Annotated in this window: 9 protein-coding genes and 4 pseudogenes; 6 read left to right on the forward strand and 7 right to left on the reverse strand. The window is 36.7% G+C overall.

The features are described from left to right. Positions 1-54: 54 nt before the first annotated feature. Together uvrA and OPR52_RS02945 are read right to left on the reverse strand one after the other, a co-directional pair. Positions 55-2,850 carry an excinuclease ABC subunit UvrA gene (gene uvrA, locus OPR52_RS02940; protein WP_265038399.1) on the reverse strand — a complete coding sequence of 932 codons (2,796 nt, stop codon included), beginning with the start codon at positions 2,848-2,850 and terminating at the stop codon, positions 55-57. A gap of 1,242 nt (positions 2,851-4,092) precedes the next feature. Next, positions 4,093-7,209: an AIR synthase-related protein gene (locus OPR52_RS02945; protein WP_265038400.1), complete on the reverse strand. Its 3,117-nt coding sequence runs from the start codon at positions 7,207-7,209 to the stop codon at positions 4,093-4,095. Positions 7,210-7,308: 99 nt separating this feature from the next. On the opposite strand from OPR52_RS02945, the gene OPR52_RS02950 reads away from it, so the two are divergent. Beyond that, on the forward strand, positions 7,309-10,107 hold the full coding sequence (locus tag OPR52_RS02950; RefSeq protein ID WP_264723472.1) for a WPE palindromic element domain-containing protein: 2,799 nt from the start codon (positions 7,309-7,311) through the stop codon (positions 10,105-10,107). A gap of 76 nt (positions 10,108-10,183) precedes the next feature. On the opposite strand, the pseudogene OPR52_RS02955 reads toward OPR52_RS02950, so the two are convergent. Beyond that, a pseudogene (locus OPR52_RS02955) lies at positions 10,184-10,799 on the reverse strand (transposase); the annotation flags it as partial. Between the two features lie 57 nt (positions 10,800-10,856). Between OPR52_RS02955 and OPR52_RS02965 the strand changes: the two are divergent. Further along, positions 10,857-11,689: pseudogene (locus tag OPR52_RS02965) on the forward strand (IS5 family transposase). Between the two features lie 55 nt (positions 11,690-11,744). On the opposite strand, the gene OPR52_RS02970 reads toward OPR52_RS02965, so the two are convergent. The 4 genes and pseudogenes from OPR52_RS02970 to OPR52_RS02985 all read right to left on the reverse strand — a co-directional run bounded on the left by OPR52_RS02970 (position 11,745) and on the right by OPR52_RS02985 (position 14,658). Next, positions 11,745-12,604, reverse strand: a protein-coding gene (locus OPR52_RS02970; RefSeq protein ID WP_265037751.1) for an IS630 family transposase whose coding sequence is annotated in 2 segments (ribosomal slippage) — positions 11,745-12,280 and positions 12,280-12,604 — 861 coding nt in all. Because the reading frame shifts where the segments join, the coding sequence is not laid out codon by codon here. Positions 12,605-12,925: 321 nt separating this feature from the next. After that, on the reverse strand, positions 12,926-13,921 hold the full coding sequence (locus tag OPR52_RS02975; protein ID WP_265038402.1) for an Mrp/NBP35 family ATP-binding protein: 996 nt from the start codon (positions 13,919-13,921) through the stop codon (positions 12,926-12,928). Positions 13,922-13,928: 7 nt separating this feature from the next. Then, positions 13,929-14,240, reverse strand: a pseudogene (locus tag OPR52_RS02980) (nuclease/transposase family protein); the annotation flags it as partial. A gap of 199 nt (positions 14,241-14,439) precedes the next feature. After that, on the reverse strand, positions 14,440-14,658 hold the full coding sequence (locus OPR52_RS02985; RefSeq protein WP_265038404.1) for a hypothetical protein: 219 nt from the start codon (positions 14,656-14,658) through the stop codon (positions 14,440-14,442). Between the two features lie 154 nt (positions 14,659-14,812). On the opposite strand from OPR52_RS02985, the gene OPR52_RS02990 reads away from it, so the two are divergent. The 4 genes and pseudogenes from OPR52_RS02990 to OPR52_RS07860 form a co-directional block, all read left to right on the forward strand. Continuing rightward, positions 14,813-15,115, forward strand: a complete 303-nt coding sequence (locus tag OPR52_RS02990) for a transposase (RefSeq protein WP_265038405.1) — start codon at positions 14,813-14,815, stop codon at positions 15,113-15,115. Between the two features lie 122 nt (positions 15,116-15,237). Next, on the forward strand, positions 15,238-15,363 hold the full coding sequence (locus tag OPR52_RS07630; protein WP_406833384.1) for an IS3 family transposase: 126 nt from the start codon (positions 15,238-15,240) through the stop codon (positions 15,361-15,363). Positions 15,364-15,396: 33 nt separating this feature from the next. After that, a protein-coding gene (locus OPR52_RS02995) for an IS630 family transposase (RefSeq protein ID WP_265037751.1) occupies positions 15,397-16,256 on the forward strand; the annotation gives its coding sequence in 2 pieces (ribosomal slippage) (positions 15,397-15,721 and positions 15,721-16,256; 861 coding nt in all). A gap of 29 nt (positions 16,257-16,285) precedes the next feature. Beyond that, positions 16,286-16,851, forward strand: a pseudogene (locus tag OPR52_RS07860) (DDE-type integrase/transposase/recombinase); the annotation flags it as partial. Positions 16,852-16,901: the final 50 nt, after the last annotated feature.

Raw genomic sequence — 16,901 nt, forward strand, 5'->3', positions numbered from 1 at the left:
TCTTATCTCCAAATCATAAATATGCAACCTAGCCTAATATAATTAAGAAATAGTTTATAATAAATACGTTTTAAGATACCTGCCTGTAACACTTTCTGGAATTTTTACCACTTCTTCTGGAGTTCCAGTAGCAATCACTTCTCCGCCTTTTATTCCGCCCTCTGGTCCGATGTCTATTATATAATCTGCAGTTTTTATAACGTGCAAATTGTGCTCGATAACTATAACAGTGTTTCCCAAATCGACTAATCTATGGAGTATTTTTAGTAAGTTATTTATGTCTTCAAAGTGTAATCCAGTTGTTGGCTCATCAAGAATATACAATGTTCTTCCGGTAAATCGTTTTGATAGCTCTTTGGACAGCTTTATTCGTTGTGCTTCACCCCCAGACAACGTTGTTGACGACTGTCCGAGTTTTATATAGCCAAGCCCCACTTCCTGCAAAGAAATCAACTTTTCTTTTACCATTGGAAGGTTTTCAAAAAAATCACAAGCTTGATCTATCGTCATATCAAGGACATCAGAGATTGATTTTTCTTTATAAGTAACTTCCAATGTTTCCCGATTATACCTTCGCCCTTTACACTGCTCACACTTCACATAAACGTCCGGTAGAAAATGCATCTCTATCTTTAAGTGCCCATCACCTTTACAAGCCTCACACCTTCCCCCTCTGGTATTAAATGAAAACCGGCCTATATTATATCCCCTTGCTTTTGACTCCGAAAGACCTGCAAACCAATTTCTTATATGAGTGAACATACCAACATATGTTGCTGGATTTGACGCAGGAGTTCTACCAATTGGCGACTGATCAACTTCTATAACTTTATCTATATATTCAAGGCCTTCTATTCTATCACACTGACCATACCTTGCAGACGAATGATGTATCTTATGTGCTGAATATTTATATAACGTTTCTATGACTAAACTTGATTTTCCCCCTCCTGATATTCCAGTAACACAAATAAGATTCCCTATAGGAAATTTAACGTTCACATTTTTTAAGTTATTTTCACATGCATTTATTACTTTTATGAACTGAGTTGCTTGCTTTCTTCTCCTTGGAATTAAAATTTTTTTCTCTCCACTCAAATATTGCCCTGTTATGCTCCCCGAATTTCTTTGCACCTGGTCTGGTGTTCCTTCTGCAACAACTTTTCCACCATTTACGCCAGCTCCAGGACCAATATCAATCGCATAATCAGCAGCCATTATTGTATCTTCATCATGCTCAACAACGATTACAGTGTTACCCATGTCTCTTAAGTTTTTTAGTGTGGCAATTAACCGATCATTATCACATTGATGAAGGCCAATCGAGGGTTCATCAAGAACATATAAAACCCCCGTTAATCCTGAGCCAATTTGCGAAGCAAGTCTGATCCTCTGACTCTCGCCGCCAGAGAGAGTGCTAGATTCTCGATCAAGCGTTAGGTAATTCAACCCTACATTCTTTAAAAATGTTAGCCTCTTGATTATTTCACTTAGTATTTTATTTGAGATTTGCTTCTGTTGTTCTGTGAGCTTGTCTGGCAAATTTTCAAACCACTTAAGGGATTCATCGATACTAAGCCCTGATATTTCACCTATATGTTTGCTATCAATTTTTACTGTAAGCGCTTCTTTTCTCAATCTATAGCCAGTGCATTCTCTGCAGTGAGTAACAGAGCAATATCGCTCAACAAGCGTTTCATCATAATCCATATGGTTTTCTAAGATACTGACCAAACCTTGAAATTTACCGAAGCCAAAGAGTATCATATCTTTTACTTCTTGATCTATGTTCTTCCACGGAACATCAAGGCTAAATTTACAATTTTCAGCCAGTGATAGAATTGCACTTTTTAAAAATCCATAACCTGTGTGCACTTGACGGAACATTGATCCCACTGGCTTTAAAGCGCCTTCAGATATTGAAAGAGTTTCATCTGGCACTATCAGCTTCACATCAATAGCCAGCTTTTTACCAAGCCCATTACACGAACCACATGCACCGTAAGGGCTGTTAAAAGAAAATAATCTTGGTTCTATTTCCTCAAGAGTGAAACCAGACTCGGGGCATGCAAAATTCTCTGAAAAAGTCAGAATTTGACCATTTTTATACTCGGAATTATGGTTGTCAGGTAGGTTTACTATTTCTACATACATTAGACCATTACCAAGTTTTAGTGCGGATTCTATACTACTTGGTAGTCGATTTCCTATATCGTCCAATATTGATATTCTATCTGCAACCACAAAAACGTCGTGTTTCTTGTTCTTATCGAGTTTAGGCAAGTCATCTACATTGTATACTTCACCATCTATTTTGAACCTTACGTAACCTTGTCTTTTAATTTCCAATATCTCTTTGAGATGTTCTCCCTTTCTACCACGCACAACAGGGGCAAGTATATATATTTTAGTTTCTAAAGGTAACGCGATTATAGTATCTACAATTTGAGATACAGTTTGCTTTGTTATCGGTAATCCAGTTGCAGGTGAATAAGGAACTCCTATTCGTGCATACACTAAGCGCAAGTAATCGTAAATTTCGGTAACAGTTCCAACTGTTGACCTTGGATTTTTTGAGATCGATTTCTGGTTGATAGATATTGCAGGAGAGAGACCTGTAATCGACTCAACATCTGGTTTATCCTGAATATTGAGAAATTGACGCGCGTAAGCTGATAGGCTTTCAACGTACCGGCGTTGGCCTTCCGCATAAATTGTATCAAAAGCGAGACTAGACTTGCCAGAACCACTTAGCCCAGTTATAACAACTAGCTTATTTTTCGGTATATTGACGTCTACACCTTGCAGATTATGTTCCCTTGCGCCCTTAACTCTGATAAAATCGTCCATATTATACCATATAGCGTATTAATCATTATAGCCTCAAAATACGTGAATTTATAGTGATATATTGATTTTCTATTGATTTTTTCAACTGTTACGGAAAATTAAGCAGCGTTTGATAAATCGTCATTCCGCTACTTGTTAACGGCTGAGATACCGCGACGGTATGACGGTTAAGTAGGCCAGTGCCCCTATGATGTCATCCCAGTGTCAAGCACATAGCTGTACGAACGTTGTAGTTTAGGAGCAATTCCCACCAGTGGGCCAGTGCCCAGACACTGGTTCTATGCAACTTAATTAAAAACGTTTGTTTTAGCGTAAGACAACTACCTTTAGCTCATCAGCTCAGTTATAAGCAAAATTTCTGGATTCCAGACTGGAATGACACCATTTGCTGTGCAATTTACCTTCAAAAATGAATGTTCGTACAGCTATGTGTCAAGCACTGGGATGACACCATTCTTTTTTCTGGATTCCAGTGTCTGGGCACTGGAATGACACCCCCCTGATAGGCTCAAATCATAGTGTTTGTACAGTTGTGGGTTTAGGCTACCTATAAATTCTAAACTGTTGTTACGTATTAGGACCACCAAATACACCACCAGGACCCAAAGTCAGTTTAGCTATATCAGAAAACAGGTTATGTGGAAATCTTAAAATACTTCTTGTTCGCCAAGCAAAATAAATACATTCCTACAAACAAGCAGATGCTCAATACTGACACATAAGAAAACTTAAAAATTAAATCTCTAATGTATATTGATAAGCATTTACCTGCAGAAAATTTGTATAGTAATCCAACACATACAACGGCACTATCAACCACTGATGCTATAATTAAAGTAATGAAATTTGCCATATGAAAATTCAACTTGGACTTCAATTTTTCAAAAATAATTATGCTTGAGAGAAGAGATACTAAAATTGCAGTATATGAAATCAATATCATCAAATTAAAACTTTGCCATTTAAAAACACAACATAGCGCTGTACACACTATTAAGTTGTACGTAGCTTTGCTTCTGCCATAAAATTCAACCATTGAATTTACAACTAAAGCAGCTCCCACAAATAAGGCAGCACATATCATCAATTTATTTGAAGTGTTGAGTAAAGAAAGACTGATAAACAGGAGTATCGATAAAATAGACATAATTACCTACCCAAAATTAATAACATACATTCATTCTAAATAAACATTACATATAGTAAAAGAGTTATTTAGCATAATAAGAAAAATATTTTATATTAGCATGCCACATCTTTCAGATCTACTTTTAAAACATCCTTTATGTTTAGCACCTTTTTCTCTGTTACTTTGCCAATACATGAATAAACTGCACCTTCAAACAATTCTTCAAACCTCTTCTGATTTTGTGGTGCAATAGTAACCAAAATTCTACTTTGCGATTCAGAAAACATTATTATCTTGTTTATTATGTCTGTATTTTGTATTTTTCCTATTGGCACTAGTGAAAGATCGATTTCAGCACCAAGGTCTCCTGCAATTAGCGATTTTGCCAGAGCAATAACTAATCCGCCTAAGTTTGGTGCAATTGCAGAGGCAATTATGCCATCTTTTATTGCTTGGTTGTAACGCTCATACAACTTCCTAGCGCTCTTTGCATCGACTTTTGGTACGTTGTTATTACCTATTCCACTGTATAATTGATATTCAGATCTACCAAGCTCATCGTGGGTTGTACCAAGCACATATATCAAGTCCCCCGGCATTTTCACATCAAGCGATACCGCATTTTCAATATTCTCTATAACTCCAATTGCTGAGATGAGTAATGAAGGTGGTGCAGAGATCATCACTTTCTCGCCATTTTCGTCATATCCCTTAAAGTCGTTAAACATACTATCTTTTCCGGATATGAATGGTGTTTTAAATGCAGTTGCAAAGTCGTAACAAGCCTCTGCAGCTCTCTTTAGTTGCCACAGCCTTTCTGGATTATAAGCATCACACCAGCAAAAATTGTCGAGCAACGCTAGATGATTTATATTTCCTCCTGCGGCTACATAGTTGCGTATCGCGGTGTCAATTGCACATGCTGCCATGTGGTAGGTGTCAATTTCTCCATAACTCGAGCCAAACCCCTGTGATTTCACAACACCTTTGTTTGAAGAAAAGATTGGCCTTGAAACAATAGCTTCACTGCACACTCTTCCCTTGCCCTGCAATGGTTTTAGCACTGACGATCCTTGAACTTCATGGTCATATTGCACCACTATAAACTCTTTGCTGCATATGTTTGGTCTGCTCAGCATTTCTTTTAGCTCGACTTCTAAAGATGCTGGATTTGTTGTCATTCCAGTGCATGGCGCTAGAAGCCCCTTAGACCACGGCTTTGTCTGTAAATGCACTTTGGGATTACCATCATGCAGAAATTCAGTTTCGATGTCCATTATTGGTGGAGCAGAAGAAAGTTGAACCTTAGCCCTCTTGCTATCACTGAACTCTCCAATCACACAAACCTCCACATCGTGTTTTTTCATGATTTGCTTGAACGTAGGGAGATTTTCTTCTGGCACTGCTAAGGTCATTCTCTCTTGTGATTCTGATATCCATATTTCCCATGGAGCCATACCATCGTTTTTAAGGAGAACCTTGCTCAAATCAACTTCAAATCCGTCTTTTCCCATTTCACCAATAGACGATGATAGACCGCCTGCTCCATTATCCGTTATTGCATTATAAAGACCAAGATCTCTTGCTTCCAAGACGGCATTGGATAATTTTTTTTGTGTTATAGGGTCACCAATTTGTACAATTGTTGAAGGGCTGTTTCCCGACAAAGCCTCTGAAGAAAAAGTTGCGCCGTGAATTCCGTCCCTTCCAACTCTTCCACCAATAATTACGATTTTATCGCCATTTTTTGGTCCTTTAATGTGTGAAGGTGCGTTATTTATGTTGCGTGGAATAATTCCTACACTTCCAACAAAGACTAACGGCTTTCCACAAAATCTATCGTCAAAATATACCGATCCAAGTTGTGTTGGAATACCAGAGCAGTTACCAGCAACATTAACGCCATGGATCACTTCTTTCATTATATATTTTGGCGGTAAGATCTCATCAGTGCGCTCTTTATCCCTATAAAACTTGCCTTTTGCTTCTTTGGCAAAGCAAAAGTAATAGGTATTCATTATAGGCTCTGCGCCTTTACCGAAACCAACTATATCACGATTTACTCCAAGCACTCCGGTCATTGCTCCACCAAAAGGATCGAGAGCTGAAGGGCTATTGTGAGTTTCAACTTTATCTACGATTAAGTAATCGTCATCGAAGATTATTCCTCCGGCATTGTCGGAGAAAACTGACACACATATGTCAGAATTTATCTCACGCGTTGCACGCTTGATATAATGTGCGTATAGGCCATCTTTTATTTCATCAATAGGAGAGCAGAAAATGTTGTGCTTACAATGTTCAGACCAAGTTTGTGCTAGGGACTCAAGTTCAATATCATATGGATTTCTATTAAGTTTTTTAAAGTAATCCTTTATAGCTTTCATTGCTGCCAGCGAGAGCCCTAAAGTGCCGTTACCATCAATTCCATCTCTGCTGATTTTCTCAAGTTCTTGGTCACTTACATTGAGGTCAACAGACTTAGCCCCATTACTACTTGATATCACTCCAGTGCTCTCTTTTGTCATTCCTGTTTCTCCCTCTGTCATTCCAGTGCTTGACGCTGGAATCCAGTTTTCATTATACAATTGCTTGAAATTTTCTGGATCCAAGTAGTCAAGCACTGGGATGACGCCTTTTAACTTACCGTAATGCCTCCAATAGCAATTGCCGTTTTCTTTATAAACAAGCGTGCAATACTCAGTGATAGGGTTGAATTCTTGCTTTATATAATCTTCGGTTGGCATGCTTCCTTTACCCAAAATCAATTTTGAACTTCTTGCTTTGATCTCAATTGGTGTCATTCCAGCCTTTTCGTCCGTCATCCCAGTGCCCCGACACTGGGATCTATAGATTCCAGCGTCACGCGCTGGAATGACAGAGGGGGGAATTTGCATGACAGATGGATCGATATAGCCTTTGCTTATTAAATACTCCCTAACAATTTGTTTCGCTGTGTTGCCTACATTATCGGTCATGCCAGGTAAAAAGCTTATTTCCAAGCCCCACTCAGCTTGTGGTTCTATGAAATCATATTGAACTTCTTCAAGGTTTTCGTTGTAGGAATAATAACGGCAATCTTGTATGACTTTATTATAAAATAGCCCGCAAATTTCTTCATATAATTTGGATGGTAATCCTTTGCGTATGTAAATCGAGTAAACGTTGACTAACCATCTGCGGCCAATTTGCTCGCATTTATTTAAAACTTCTATTCTAATGTTTGCCATGTAATGTTATAAAAAATTTTAATATATAATAGCATACAAGCACGTTTATATTTTGAATAATTTCTATACAATAAAATATTGTATTAATTGTTACTGTTAGTGGGAAGAGTTTTTACCGTTAATGTGGATGAATCTCTTTTTGATGTGCTGGTTCAGCACATATTTTCTGAATATGAAAGAGAAAAAATTCCTGAAGTAAAAATCATACTTCCTTGCAAGAGGGATGTGATAGCGCTGCTGAGTGCATTCAAGAATCATAACGCTAAAAAATGCATAATTTTGCCAGAGATAGTTTCGCTAGAGAATATTGATGAGGAAGATTTAATATTAAATCTTGATAGGGTTAAAGTTATCAAGCCAACAAAAAGGACACTGCTACTCATTCAATTCATATTGGAGTGGAATAGAAAAAATAATGATAATTTTCCAATTGATTTAGCTTATAGCCTGCCATCACTGCTTGATAAAATTCAATCTACCCAAACAACGGATTGTTATCAATTTGATGAACATTCAAAAAAAATAGAGAATTTTATAAGCTTACTCACTGAGACTTGGAGTAAAACTTTAAAAGATTTAGAAGTAGTAGATATATTAAAACATAAGAGTGATTACATAAACAATATGATAATCTCTTTACAAAAAGACCAACATATAATCTTTGTTGGAATTGGAAAGGATAAGTCGTTAATTAAGGCTATATATGACCTGCCGTTTGGAGAAATAATTTTGCCTAACCTGAATTTGAAAATTAAAGAGAAAGACTGGAAATTGCTTGATAAAAAACACTATCAATATTGTCTGAAAGATCTGCTAGGTTATTTAAGTATAGGCAGAGAGGATGTAAGTTTTCTGCCAGAAGCGTGTTCTCCAGTGCCCAGACACTGGGATCCAGAAAACTTAACTTTAAATGAGCGCACCAGGTGGCTGTATAATGAAAACTGGATCCCAGTGTCAAGCACTGGGATGACAGAAGAAAGGGCTGGGATAACAGGAAGTCCTGAGGAATATCTAGATTACGTCTTTGATACAACTGCCGATCTAAGCAAAGTTAGTAGTGGACATGTTGGCAATATTGAAGTCATCACTTGTGATTCCAGAGAGGAAGAAGCACAAGTGACATCATTAATTATAGAAAATGAAGGTTATGAAAACATTTCTTTGGTCGTCTTTGATAAATTACTTGCAGCTCGTATAGCATGTTTATCAAGGCAACACAGTGCCATACCGGAAAATTACCCTTATATAACGCTTCTGCTTTATAGTATCGAAGTTTTGACCTCAAATTGGAGCAGTGTGTCATTACTTTCGCTCCTTAAACATAGGCTAGTGACTTTTGGTTACACTCAAGAAGAGTACACTCGGATTTTATCTGAATTTGAAATAGAGATATTACGCAACTTTAGTACAAATGGCCTGAGCGATATTATAAATGCTATCAATGCCCATAAAAAGCTAAAACATAAAGAAGATATATTACTTATTATCAATAAGTTAGAGGCTATATTTAATCCTTTGCTTAATTCTATAAATTACTCTATTTCTGATGTGGTAGCAACTCATTTGCAGTGTATTAATATATTATCTGGTATAAATTTTTCAGAGCTAAATAGTGAAATAGGTAATTTCACCTGTAATTTCTTGAATGCATGTGAGGGTGTAGAAATTAAGTGCTCCTTAGAGTTATATAGCCAAATTCTGACCTTATTTTTAGAGAAAGAGTTTTTCTCTGTAGCAAGTGACTTGAATAAATTCAGCTTATATCACAACAAAGTTGTAATACTTGCTGGATTTAATGAAGCGCCAAGCTTTCAAAATCCGCTTTTGAATGCATTTACGAGAGAAAAATTTAATCTTCCTTCCGTGCAAGAAGAGCAGGGGTATTTTTTTTATACTTTACACAATTTATTTTGTGCAAGTAAGGTTTATATTACAAGATCGCTAAGCCATAGAAAACCAATTCTATTGCAGCGTTTGGAAATTCTACTCAAGGAGGGGAAGCAGCCGTATCGTGATTGGCTAAGGATATTAAATACGCCTGAATGTACTGTTCCATGTACTCAGCCTATGCCAAAACCTCAAACCGAAGTTAGAAAAGAAAAAATGCAGGTGATGTCTTGCAGTGCAATAGAAAAGCTAATTCGTAATCCTTATTCATTTTACGTTGAATATATACTGGGCCTTAAACAATTAAGAGACTTGAATTTTAAGCCATCGATATTGGAATTTGGCACTATGGTACACAACATTCTTGCAAGATATTTACGCAACAAAAAATCTCCAATGAGCATTGCACGAGAAGCATTCTCGACTAGTCAGTTTAATTTTTCAAATATGTGGTGGGTAAGACTACAAAAGATAATTCAATCTTTTGTCGAATTTGATGAAACTCGAAGCAATTATGTTGAGTTGGAAAAGAACTTTTCCTGTCCGATATTTCATATTCCAGCGCGTGACACTGGTTCTTGTGATCAGTATGAAACTGCTTGGATGACAAATAAGCCACAAGAAATTTCACTGATAGCAAGATGTGATAGAGTTGAGTATCTACCAAGTGGGCAAGTGGCAATTATAGACTATAAGCTTGGTACACCACCTTCCAATGAAGAAGTAATGTCGGGATTTTTTCCGCAATTAATTTTACAAGCCTTAGCGGTAGAACATATAACAAAAAGAGAAGTCTCAGAACTTGCTTATTGGAAACTTGATTATGATAAAATAAAAGTTATTTCTATACAAAATTATAGATACAAAATGCAAGAATTAAAAAATGATCTGCCTGGTTTTTTATCTAACTATTTAAGTAATTCCACACCCTTTATTGCCTCTCCATATTTTGATAAATTCCTGAGATTTAACAGTTATAAACAGCTAGAAAGGGTAGGAGAGTGGTTGTAAATGGTGTCATCCCAGTGCTTGACACTGGGATGGCTTTGTTGCATCACACTTTATGAGATGGTGATTTATGGTAAATTCATGTAACTATCTCAAATTTAGCCATACCAATATCAGTGAATTTATTAAGCAAATAGCATTTGATTAGCAGTTCTTTTTCTCGATTTATCTCAGATTTATTCCTAAAACTAAATCCGAATATTTGCTTTAATCTTGAGAAAAACCCTTCAATATAAGATCTTTTCCCATAATTTACTTCTTTTTTCCATTCTTTCATGCCATCTTCACCGTATAATTTTATTAACCTAATAGCAGCATTCCTGTCAGACATATAATCTATTTCTGGATGTTCTGCCGCATTGTTTATTGGTGGAATTTTTGTCTTTATATCATATTCGTTACACAACTTATAAAATTTGTGCCTATCACATGCTCTATCTGCATATAGTGCTTTTATGGCATGCTGAAAATCAACTTCTTTTAGCAAATCACAAGCTCCATAGTGATCAGCCGTTACTGTATTTTACAGCTATGGCTTTTTTGTTGTTTATATTCAACATTACGTGCAATTTTCTCGTTTGCTCATAGCCACGATATTTTCTGTCAGTGCTATTTTCCTTGCTGTGACCAGGAGTGTTGTTGTATATACTAATTCCTGTACTGTCTATAGCAATTTCGATATCTTCCATATTAGAGGTTGTCCGGAAACAAGTAAAAGGCTATAATATCTGAAATTTTAGTACGGGGTAAAGATGAGAAAAAAGTATCCAACAGATCTAAGCGAAAGGGAATGGGCAAGAATAGAAAAACACTTCAGAGTATCATACAAGAAAGGAGGAAGGCCGCCAAAGTATAGCAAAAGAGAAATATTAGAAGCAATTTTCTATGTATTGCGTACAGGGTGTCAATGGCGGTATTTACCAAATGATTTTCCGCTATGGAAGACTGTGTATGAGCAGTTCAGGCAATGGAAGAAGCAGGGAATTTTTGAGAAAATGAATTATGAAATTACAAAATATAGTAGAAGAAAAATAGGAAGGAATGAGCAGCCGAGTGCCTGTATAGTAGATAGTCAATCTGTAAAGACTACAGAAAAGGGGGGATCAAAGGCTATGATGGAAGTAAAAAAGTAAAGGGTAGAAAAAGGCATATAATTACAGACACTCAGGGTTTTATACTAGGTTGTTACGTAGGCGCTGCTAACGAAAATGATAGAGATGGTATTAAAATAGCATTAAACAATATGAGAACAAAATATACTAAAGTTAAAAAAATGTGGGCTGACATGGGATACCAAGGAAGAAATTTAAAGAATCACATAAAGGAAGAATATGACATAGATATTGAAATTGTTAAAAGGCCTCCATGTAGATTTTGGGTGCACAAAGATACGCCACCTGAGCTACTACCAACAAGAGAACAAGGGTTTAAAGTACAGCCAAGAAGATGGGTTGTAGAAAGGACTTTTGCTTGGGTTAATAGGAATAGAAGGCTATCGAAGGAGTATGATTTACTCACAACATCCACTGAGAATTTCATATACCTAGCTATGAGTAGGGTTATGTTAAAGAGGGAATATGCTTGAATTTACTTGTTTCCGGACAACCTCATATAGCATTTCTCATAATAGTCCGAACAGGTCATAGGAAGGCAGAATCAACAGCACGACGAAAGGATTCGAATAGAGGAATGTTTTTCCTGGCTCTGTTTTTTATAGCAAACCAATGATGCTCAATTTTGTTGAAATCTGGAGAATAAGGCGGCAGATACAAAATTTCTGCACCAACCCCTTTAGCAAGCTCGATAATCTTATCAGACTTATGAAAAGTAGCATTGTCAAGAATGACAGTCTGTCCAGGTTCCAAGATCGGTGTCAAAAATTGCTCAAACCATCCATTAAAAACATCCATATTACAGTGGCCTTCAAAGGTTAACGGAACAACTATCTTTCTTCCACTTAAGGCTGCAACCATACTGATTCGTTGAGTTTTCTTTCCAGATTTTAAGGCATAAAACCGCTGTCCTTTCTGGCAATATCCGTAGGGGTAGTCTTCGGTGTTATCAATGCCAGACTCATCTATATACACTAAGTTTTTAGGTTCTTTTGTCGCTATAATTTTCAAAAATTCAGCACGTTTTTCTTCGTTTCTTTCCTTGTATCCATATGTCTTTTTTTGCGCGTAAATTCAATTTTTTTAAGGGCTCGATAGATCGTTTGGATACTAACGTTGTTCCAAAGTTTAGCCATTTCCGATAGAGTCTTTCCTCCGTGTTCTCTGGCAAATTTGGCAAAGGTATCCCAGTCGGTAATTTTGTGATTGTAACCCCCATTTCCAAGTTTTTTTGATTGAAAGTCTCCTGTTTCTTTTCTTCTTTGCTGCCACTCCCATAAAGTAGTTCGTCCAATCTTAAATCTTGCTGCCACTGTTTCTCTGCTTTCTCCTTCGTCTAGCGCTTCCATTGCTTTTTTTCTTAAATCATAACTATATGCTGCTGGCATTCAACCTCCTTATCATCATCTACCCTTATCCTATCACATCCGGACTTTTATGGAAAGAGCTATAGGTATTCACTGACCGTTCTTGTTATAAATACCAGAATAATAAGCTACTGATATTCTCCACCTTTTTTATCTTTAATCCATCATAGCTAGCGATGCAACAAAGCCCACTGGGATCCATTCTTCTTTTTTTCTGGATTCCAGCGTCACGCGCTGGAATGACAAAAGCTGCTAATTTTTCATGTAAATAATGGTTATGCAAGCAGTCTATTTTGTAACTAACAAAAGAGGACTTTGATTCGCATGTTTCTCACGCTTATTCTATTGTTTAACTATACTTTGAGCAATGTCTTCATAAATCTCTGCCAAATCCTCACTTAACATTAAAGGATTTCCGCAATCAGAAGCATGGCATATTTGTGGATCTAGAGGAACTCTGCCTAGAAGTTTGATGCCCAGCTCCTCAGACATTTTTTTTGCACCGTCTTTTCCAAATATGTATATTTTTGAGCCGCTTTGAATGAAATAACTCATATTTTCTACAATGCCAATAACCGGTACGCTGAGCTTTGTAAACATATCATAAATTTTGCGAGCATCGATTAAAGAGAGCTCCTGTGGAGTTGAAACTATTATCGCCCCAGTTAAGTTAAAATTTTCCATAAGACTTAAATGCACATCGCCAGTTCCAGGTGGTGTATCAATTATCAAATACTCTATATCGGACCATTTTGTTCCCATTAGCAGACTATAAAGTGCTTTTGTAATCATAGGTCCGCGCCATATTGCTGCACGATCTTTATCGATAAAATAGCCAATTGAAATAGTATGCAGTCCATACTTTTCTATAGGCATTGCTTTACTATCCTGTATTTCTGGCTTTAATTTTTCAGCGCCAAGCATTTTAGGAATTGAAGGACCATATATATCTGCATCAACCAGCGCAACTTTGTGTTTTAACTTTGCTAATGAGAGAGCAAGATTTAGCGCAACTGTGGACTTGCCCACACCGCCTTTACCAGAGGCCACAACGATTATATTTTTCACTCCTTCGATATGTAATTTAGCTTTTTGTTGCCCAGTTTGTTTTTGACAAGTAGCAACCACGGTCACTTTTGTCACCCCCGGTATAGCTTTAACAGCTTGCTCACAATTTCTTCTTAATTCTTCATTTGCTTGCGTGTTACCGGCAACTTCAAGCGCAAAACCAACGTCCCCACCTTTAATAATGATTGAGGATATTATACCAAGAGTTTTACCACTTTCTTGTTCTACGACTTTTTTTAAGCTCTCTCTTACAATTTCTTCGTTGATCATTAGCCTTTTAGGTGATTTCTTCCTGAAGTCGTTTAATCTCAGCTTGAGGAAGGCCGGTTGTCTGAGAGATAATATCAATAGAGATGTCAGCCTTAAGTAGGTTTTTTGCTACTTCAATCTTTCCTTCAATCTTTCCCTCATCAAGTTTTTGAACGAGGATGCCTTCTTCTTTCCGCAGATCCATTATTCTTTCTTCGTAAGCTACTAAATCTTTTTCATTCCAGCTAAACCTGTCTAATTCATCGTAGACTAACTTTATTATTGGTGCTTTTTCTGCTATTTTCCTTAGGTCTTCATCTGTAGTTTCATCTGCATACTGTTGTCTAAGTGAAGAAGGTCGCCCCTCCTCACTCGACTTCAAAACCGTACGTGAGACTTTGCGCCTCATACGGCTTCTCTCCAATTTGGTGCTTTTCATGCACACCTCCTGTGTAATTCATCGTGACAATGTCCATGTAACAAAGATAAGTTTTTGATCATATTGTTTCGTCTATTCCGGTCTTTATGATGTATTTCTATTATATCATCACTTTCAAACCATAGTCTACATTATCACATTTACTTTGTTGTAACTTCAATAGTTTTATTACTCTTAATGGCTTATCTGGTATTTTTCTCAGACGTTTACCCCAATATACCCAATCACCATCATATGGAGATCTGGTTTTTTGCACTTTGATATGTCGTTTAATAACATGATCGCTGTGTATAATAAGATGTATCTTGTTACTTGTCATAAAACGCCAGTTATCGTTATTATACTTTTTAAAGTATTTTCTTTTTATCCAGCATTTCCCTTTGTTTGGGTGCCTAAAGACTGACCTTACCCAGAAAAAGTGGAGAGAAAGAAAAGAGTTTTTTTGGGTAAAATAAAATTTTGGAGGATTAGAAATGGTAAGAGAATATACGGCAGAATTCAAATTGGAAGCTGTTAAGCTGGCAAATGAACAAAGAAAGGTAGGTCAACCAGTTGCAAAAGTAGCAAGAGATCTAGGAATAAAGGGTGGTTTATTAGGAAAATGGATAAAGAAACACAACGAAAAAAAGTCGGCAGCAGATGCATTTCCAGGTAGAGGTAACATGGCTCCTTACGACAAAGAGAGGTTTGATTTACAAAGCAAGAGTAATAAGGGAAAGAGACATTTAAAAAAAAGCCCTGGCCAGTCAAAAAGAGTAAAATATTTTTTTATATAGTAACTGCTATAAAGTACAGGAATTATGTAGGATTTTCTGCTAGTGGCTACTATAAGTGGACTACAAGAAAAATAAGCAGTAGAGAATCAGCAAATAAAGAGCTACTCGAAGCTATTCAAAAAATATATCAAGTTTCTAAATGTAGATATGGAGCTCCTAAAATTCATGCTGAATTGAAGGCTTTGGGTAAAAGTTGCAATTTGAAAACGGTGCAAAGTATAGCTCTTTCCATAAAAGTCCGGATGTGATAGGATAAGGGTAGATGATGATAAGGAGGTTGAATGCCAGCAGCATATAGTTATGATTTAAGAAAAAAAGCAATGGAAGCGCTAGACGAAGGAGAAAGCAGAGAAACAGTGGCAGCAAGATTTAAGATTGGACGAACTACTTTATGGGAGTGGCAGCAAAGAAGAAAAGAAACAGGAGACTTTCAATCAAAAAAACTTGGAAATGGGGGTTACAATCACAAAATTACCGACTGGGATACCTTTGCCAAATTTGCCAGAGAACACGGAGGAAAGACTCTATCGGAAATGGCTAAACTTTGGAACAACGTTAGTATCCAAACGATCTATCGAGCCCTTAAAAAAATTGAATTTACGCGCAAAAAAAGACATATGGATACAAGGAAAGAAACGAAGAAAAACGTGCTGAATTTTTGAAAATTATAGCGACAAAAGAACCTAAAAACTTAGTGTATATAGATGAGTCTGGCATTGATAACACCGAAGACTACCCCTACGGATATTGCCAGAAAGGACAGCGGTTTTATGCCTTAAAATCTGGAAAGAAAACTCAACGAATCAGTATGGTTGCAGCCTTAAGTGGAAGAAAGATAGTTGTTCCGTTAACCTTTGAAGGCCACTGTAATATGGATGTTTTTAATGGATGGTTTGAGCAATTTTTGACACCGATCTTGGAACCTGGACAGACTGTCATTCTTGACAATGCTACTTTTCATAAGTCTGATAAGATTATCGAGCTTGCTAAAGGGGTTGGTGCAGAAATTTTGTATCTGCCGCCTTATTCTCCAGATTTCAACAAAATTGAGCATCATTGGTTTGCTATAAAAAACAGAGCCAGGAAAAACATTCCTCTATTCGAATCCTTTCGTCGTGCTGTTGATTCTGCCTTCCTATGACCTGTTCGGACTATTATGAGAAATGCTATATTATGCAGAAAAATGGTATTCAGGCTATATTGAGAAGAAAATTTAAAATTAAGAAACAACAAACGGACAGTAGAGTCGTAGCTCCCAATATACTAGATCAAAACTTTATTGTTGATCAACCAAATAAAGTATGGGATTACTTACATCAAAACCAAGGAGGGATGGCTATATTTGGCAGCAATAATTCTCACGTATGGTAGTTAATGAGTAGTGCAATAAATAAACAATTGGTTATGAACTCTTTATTAATGGCCATTAATAGGCGTAAACCTGTTAAAAATCTACTGCTGCACAGTGACCAAGGTTCACAATATACTGCGCAAGGGTATCAATATCTCTTAGCTGTAAAGAATATAGATGAGTAATAAAGGCTGTTGTTACAACAATTCTGTTGCAGAAAGCTTCTTTAGCTCATTGAAAAGAGAAATACTTATTGATACTTCACAACACTCTGCTCAACACACTAGAACTGCAATATTTGAATACATAGAAATTTTTTATAACAAACAACGTCACTATTAACTATTGCATTCCAGAACAATTTGATGCATCATTCTTTTTGTAAAAAACATTCCACACTTTCTCTCCACTTTTTCTGGGTAAGGTCAGTTGGAT

This window comes from Wolbachia endosymbiont (group A) of Hylaeus communis (genome assembly GCF_947251915.1).
GTDB lineage: Bacteria > Pseudomonadota > Alphaproteobacteria > Rickettsiales > Anaplasmataceae > Wolbachia > Wolbachia pipientis.

What these genes read in the sequence shown, in the direction of transcription:
- uvrA (WP_265038399.1), bottom strand. Translation starts at nt 2,850, where the DNA reads ATGGACGATTTTATCAGAGTTAAGGGCGCAAGGGAACATAATCTGCAA.
- OPR52_RS02945 (WP_265038400.1), bottom strand. Translation starts at nt 7,209, where the DNA reads ATGGCAAACATTAGAATAGAAGTTTTAAATAAATGCGAGCAAATTGGC.
- OPR52_RS02975 (WP_265038402.1), bottom strand. Translation starts at nt 13,921, where the DNA reads ATGATCAACGAAGAAATTGTAAGAGAGAGCTTAAAAAAAGTCGTAGAA.
- OPR52_RS02985 (WP_265038404.1), bottom strand. Translation starts at nt 14,658, where the DNA reads ATGACAAGTAACAAGATACATCTTATTATACACAGCGATCATGTTATT.
- OPR52_RS02990 (WP_265038405.1), top strand. Translation starts at nt 14,813, where the DNA reads ATGGTAAGAGAATATACGGCAGAATTCAAATTGGAAGCTGTTAAGCTG.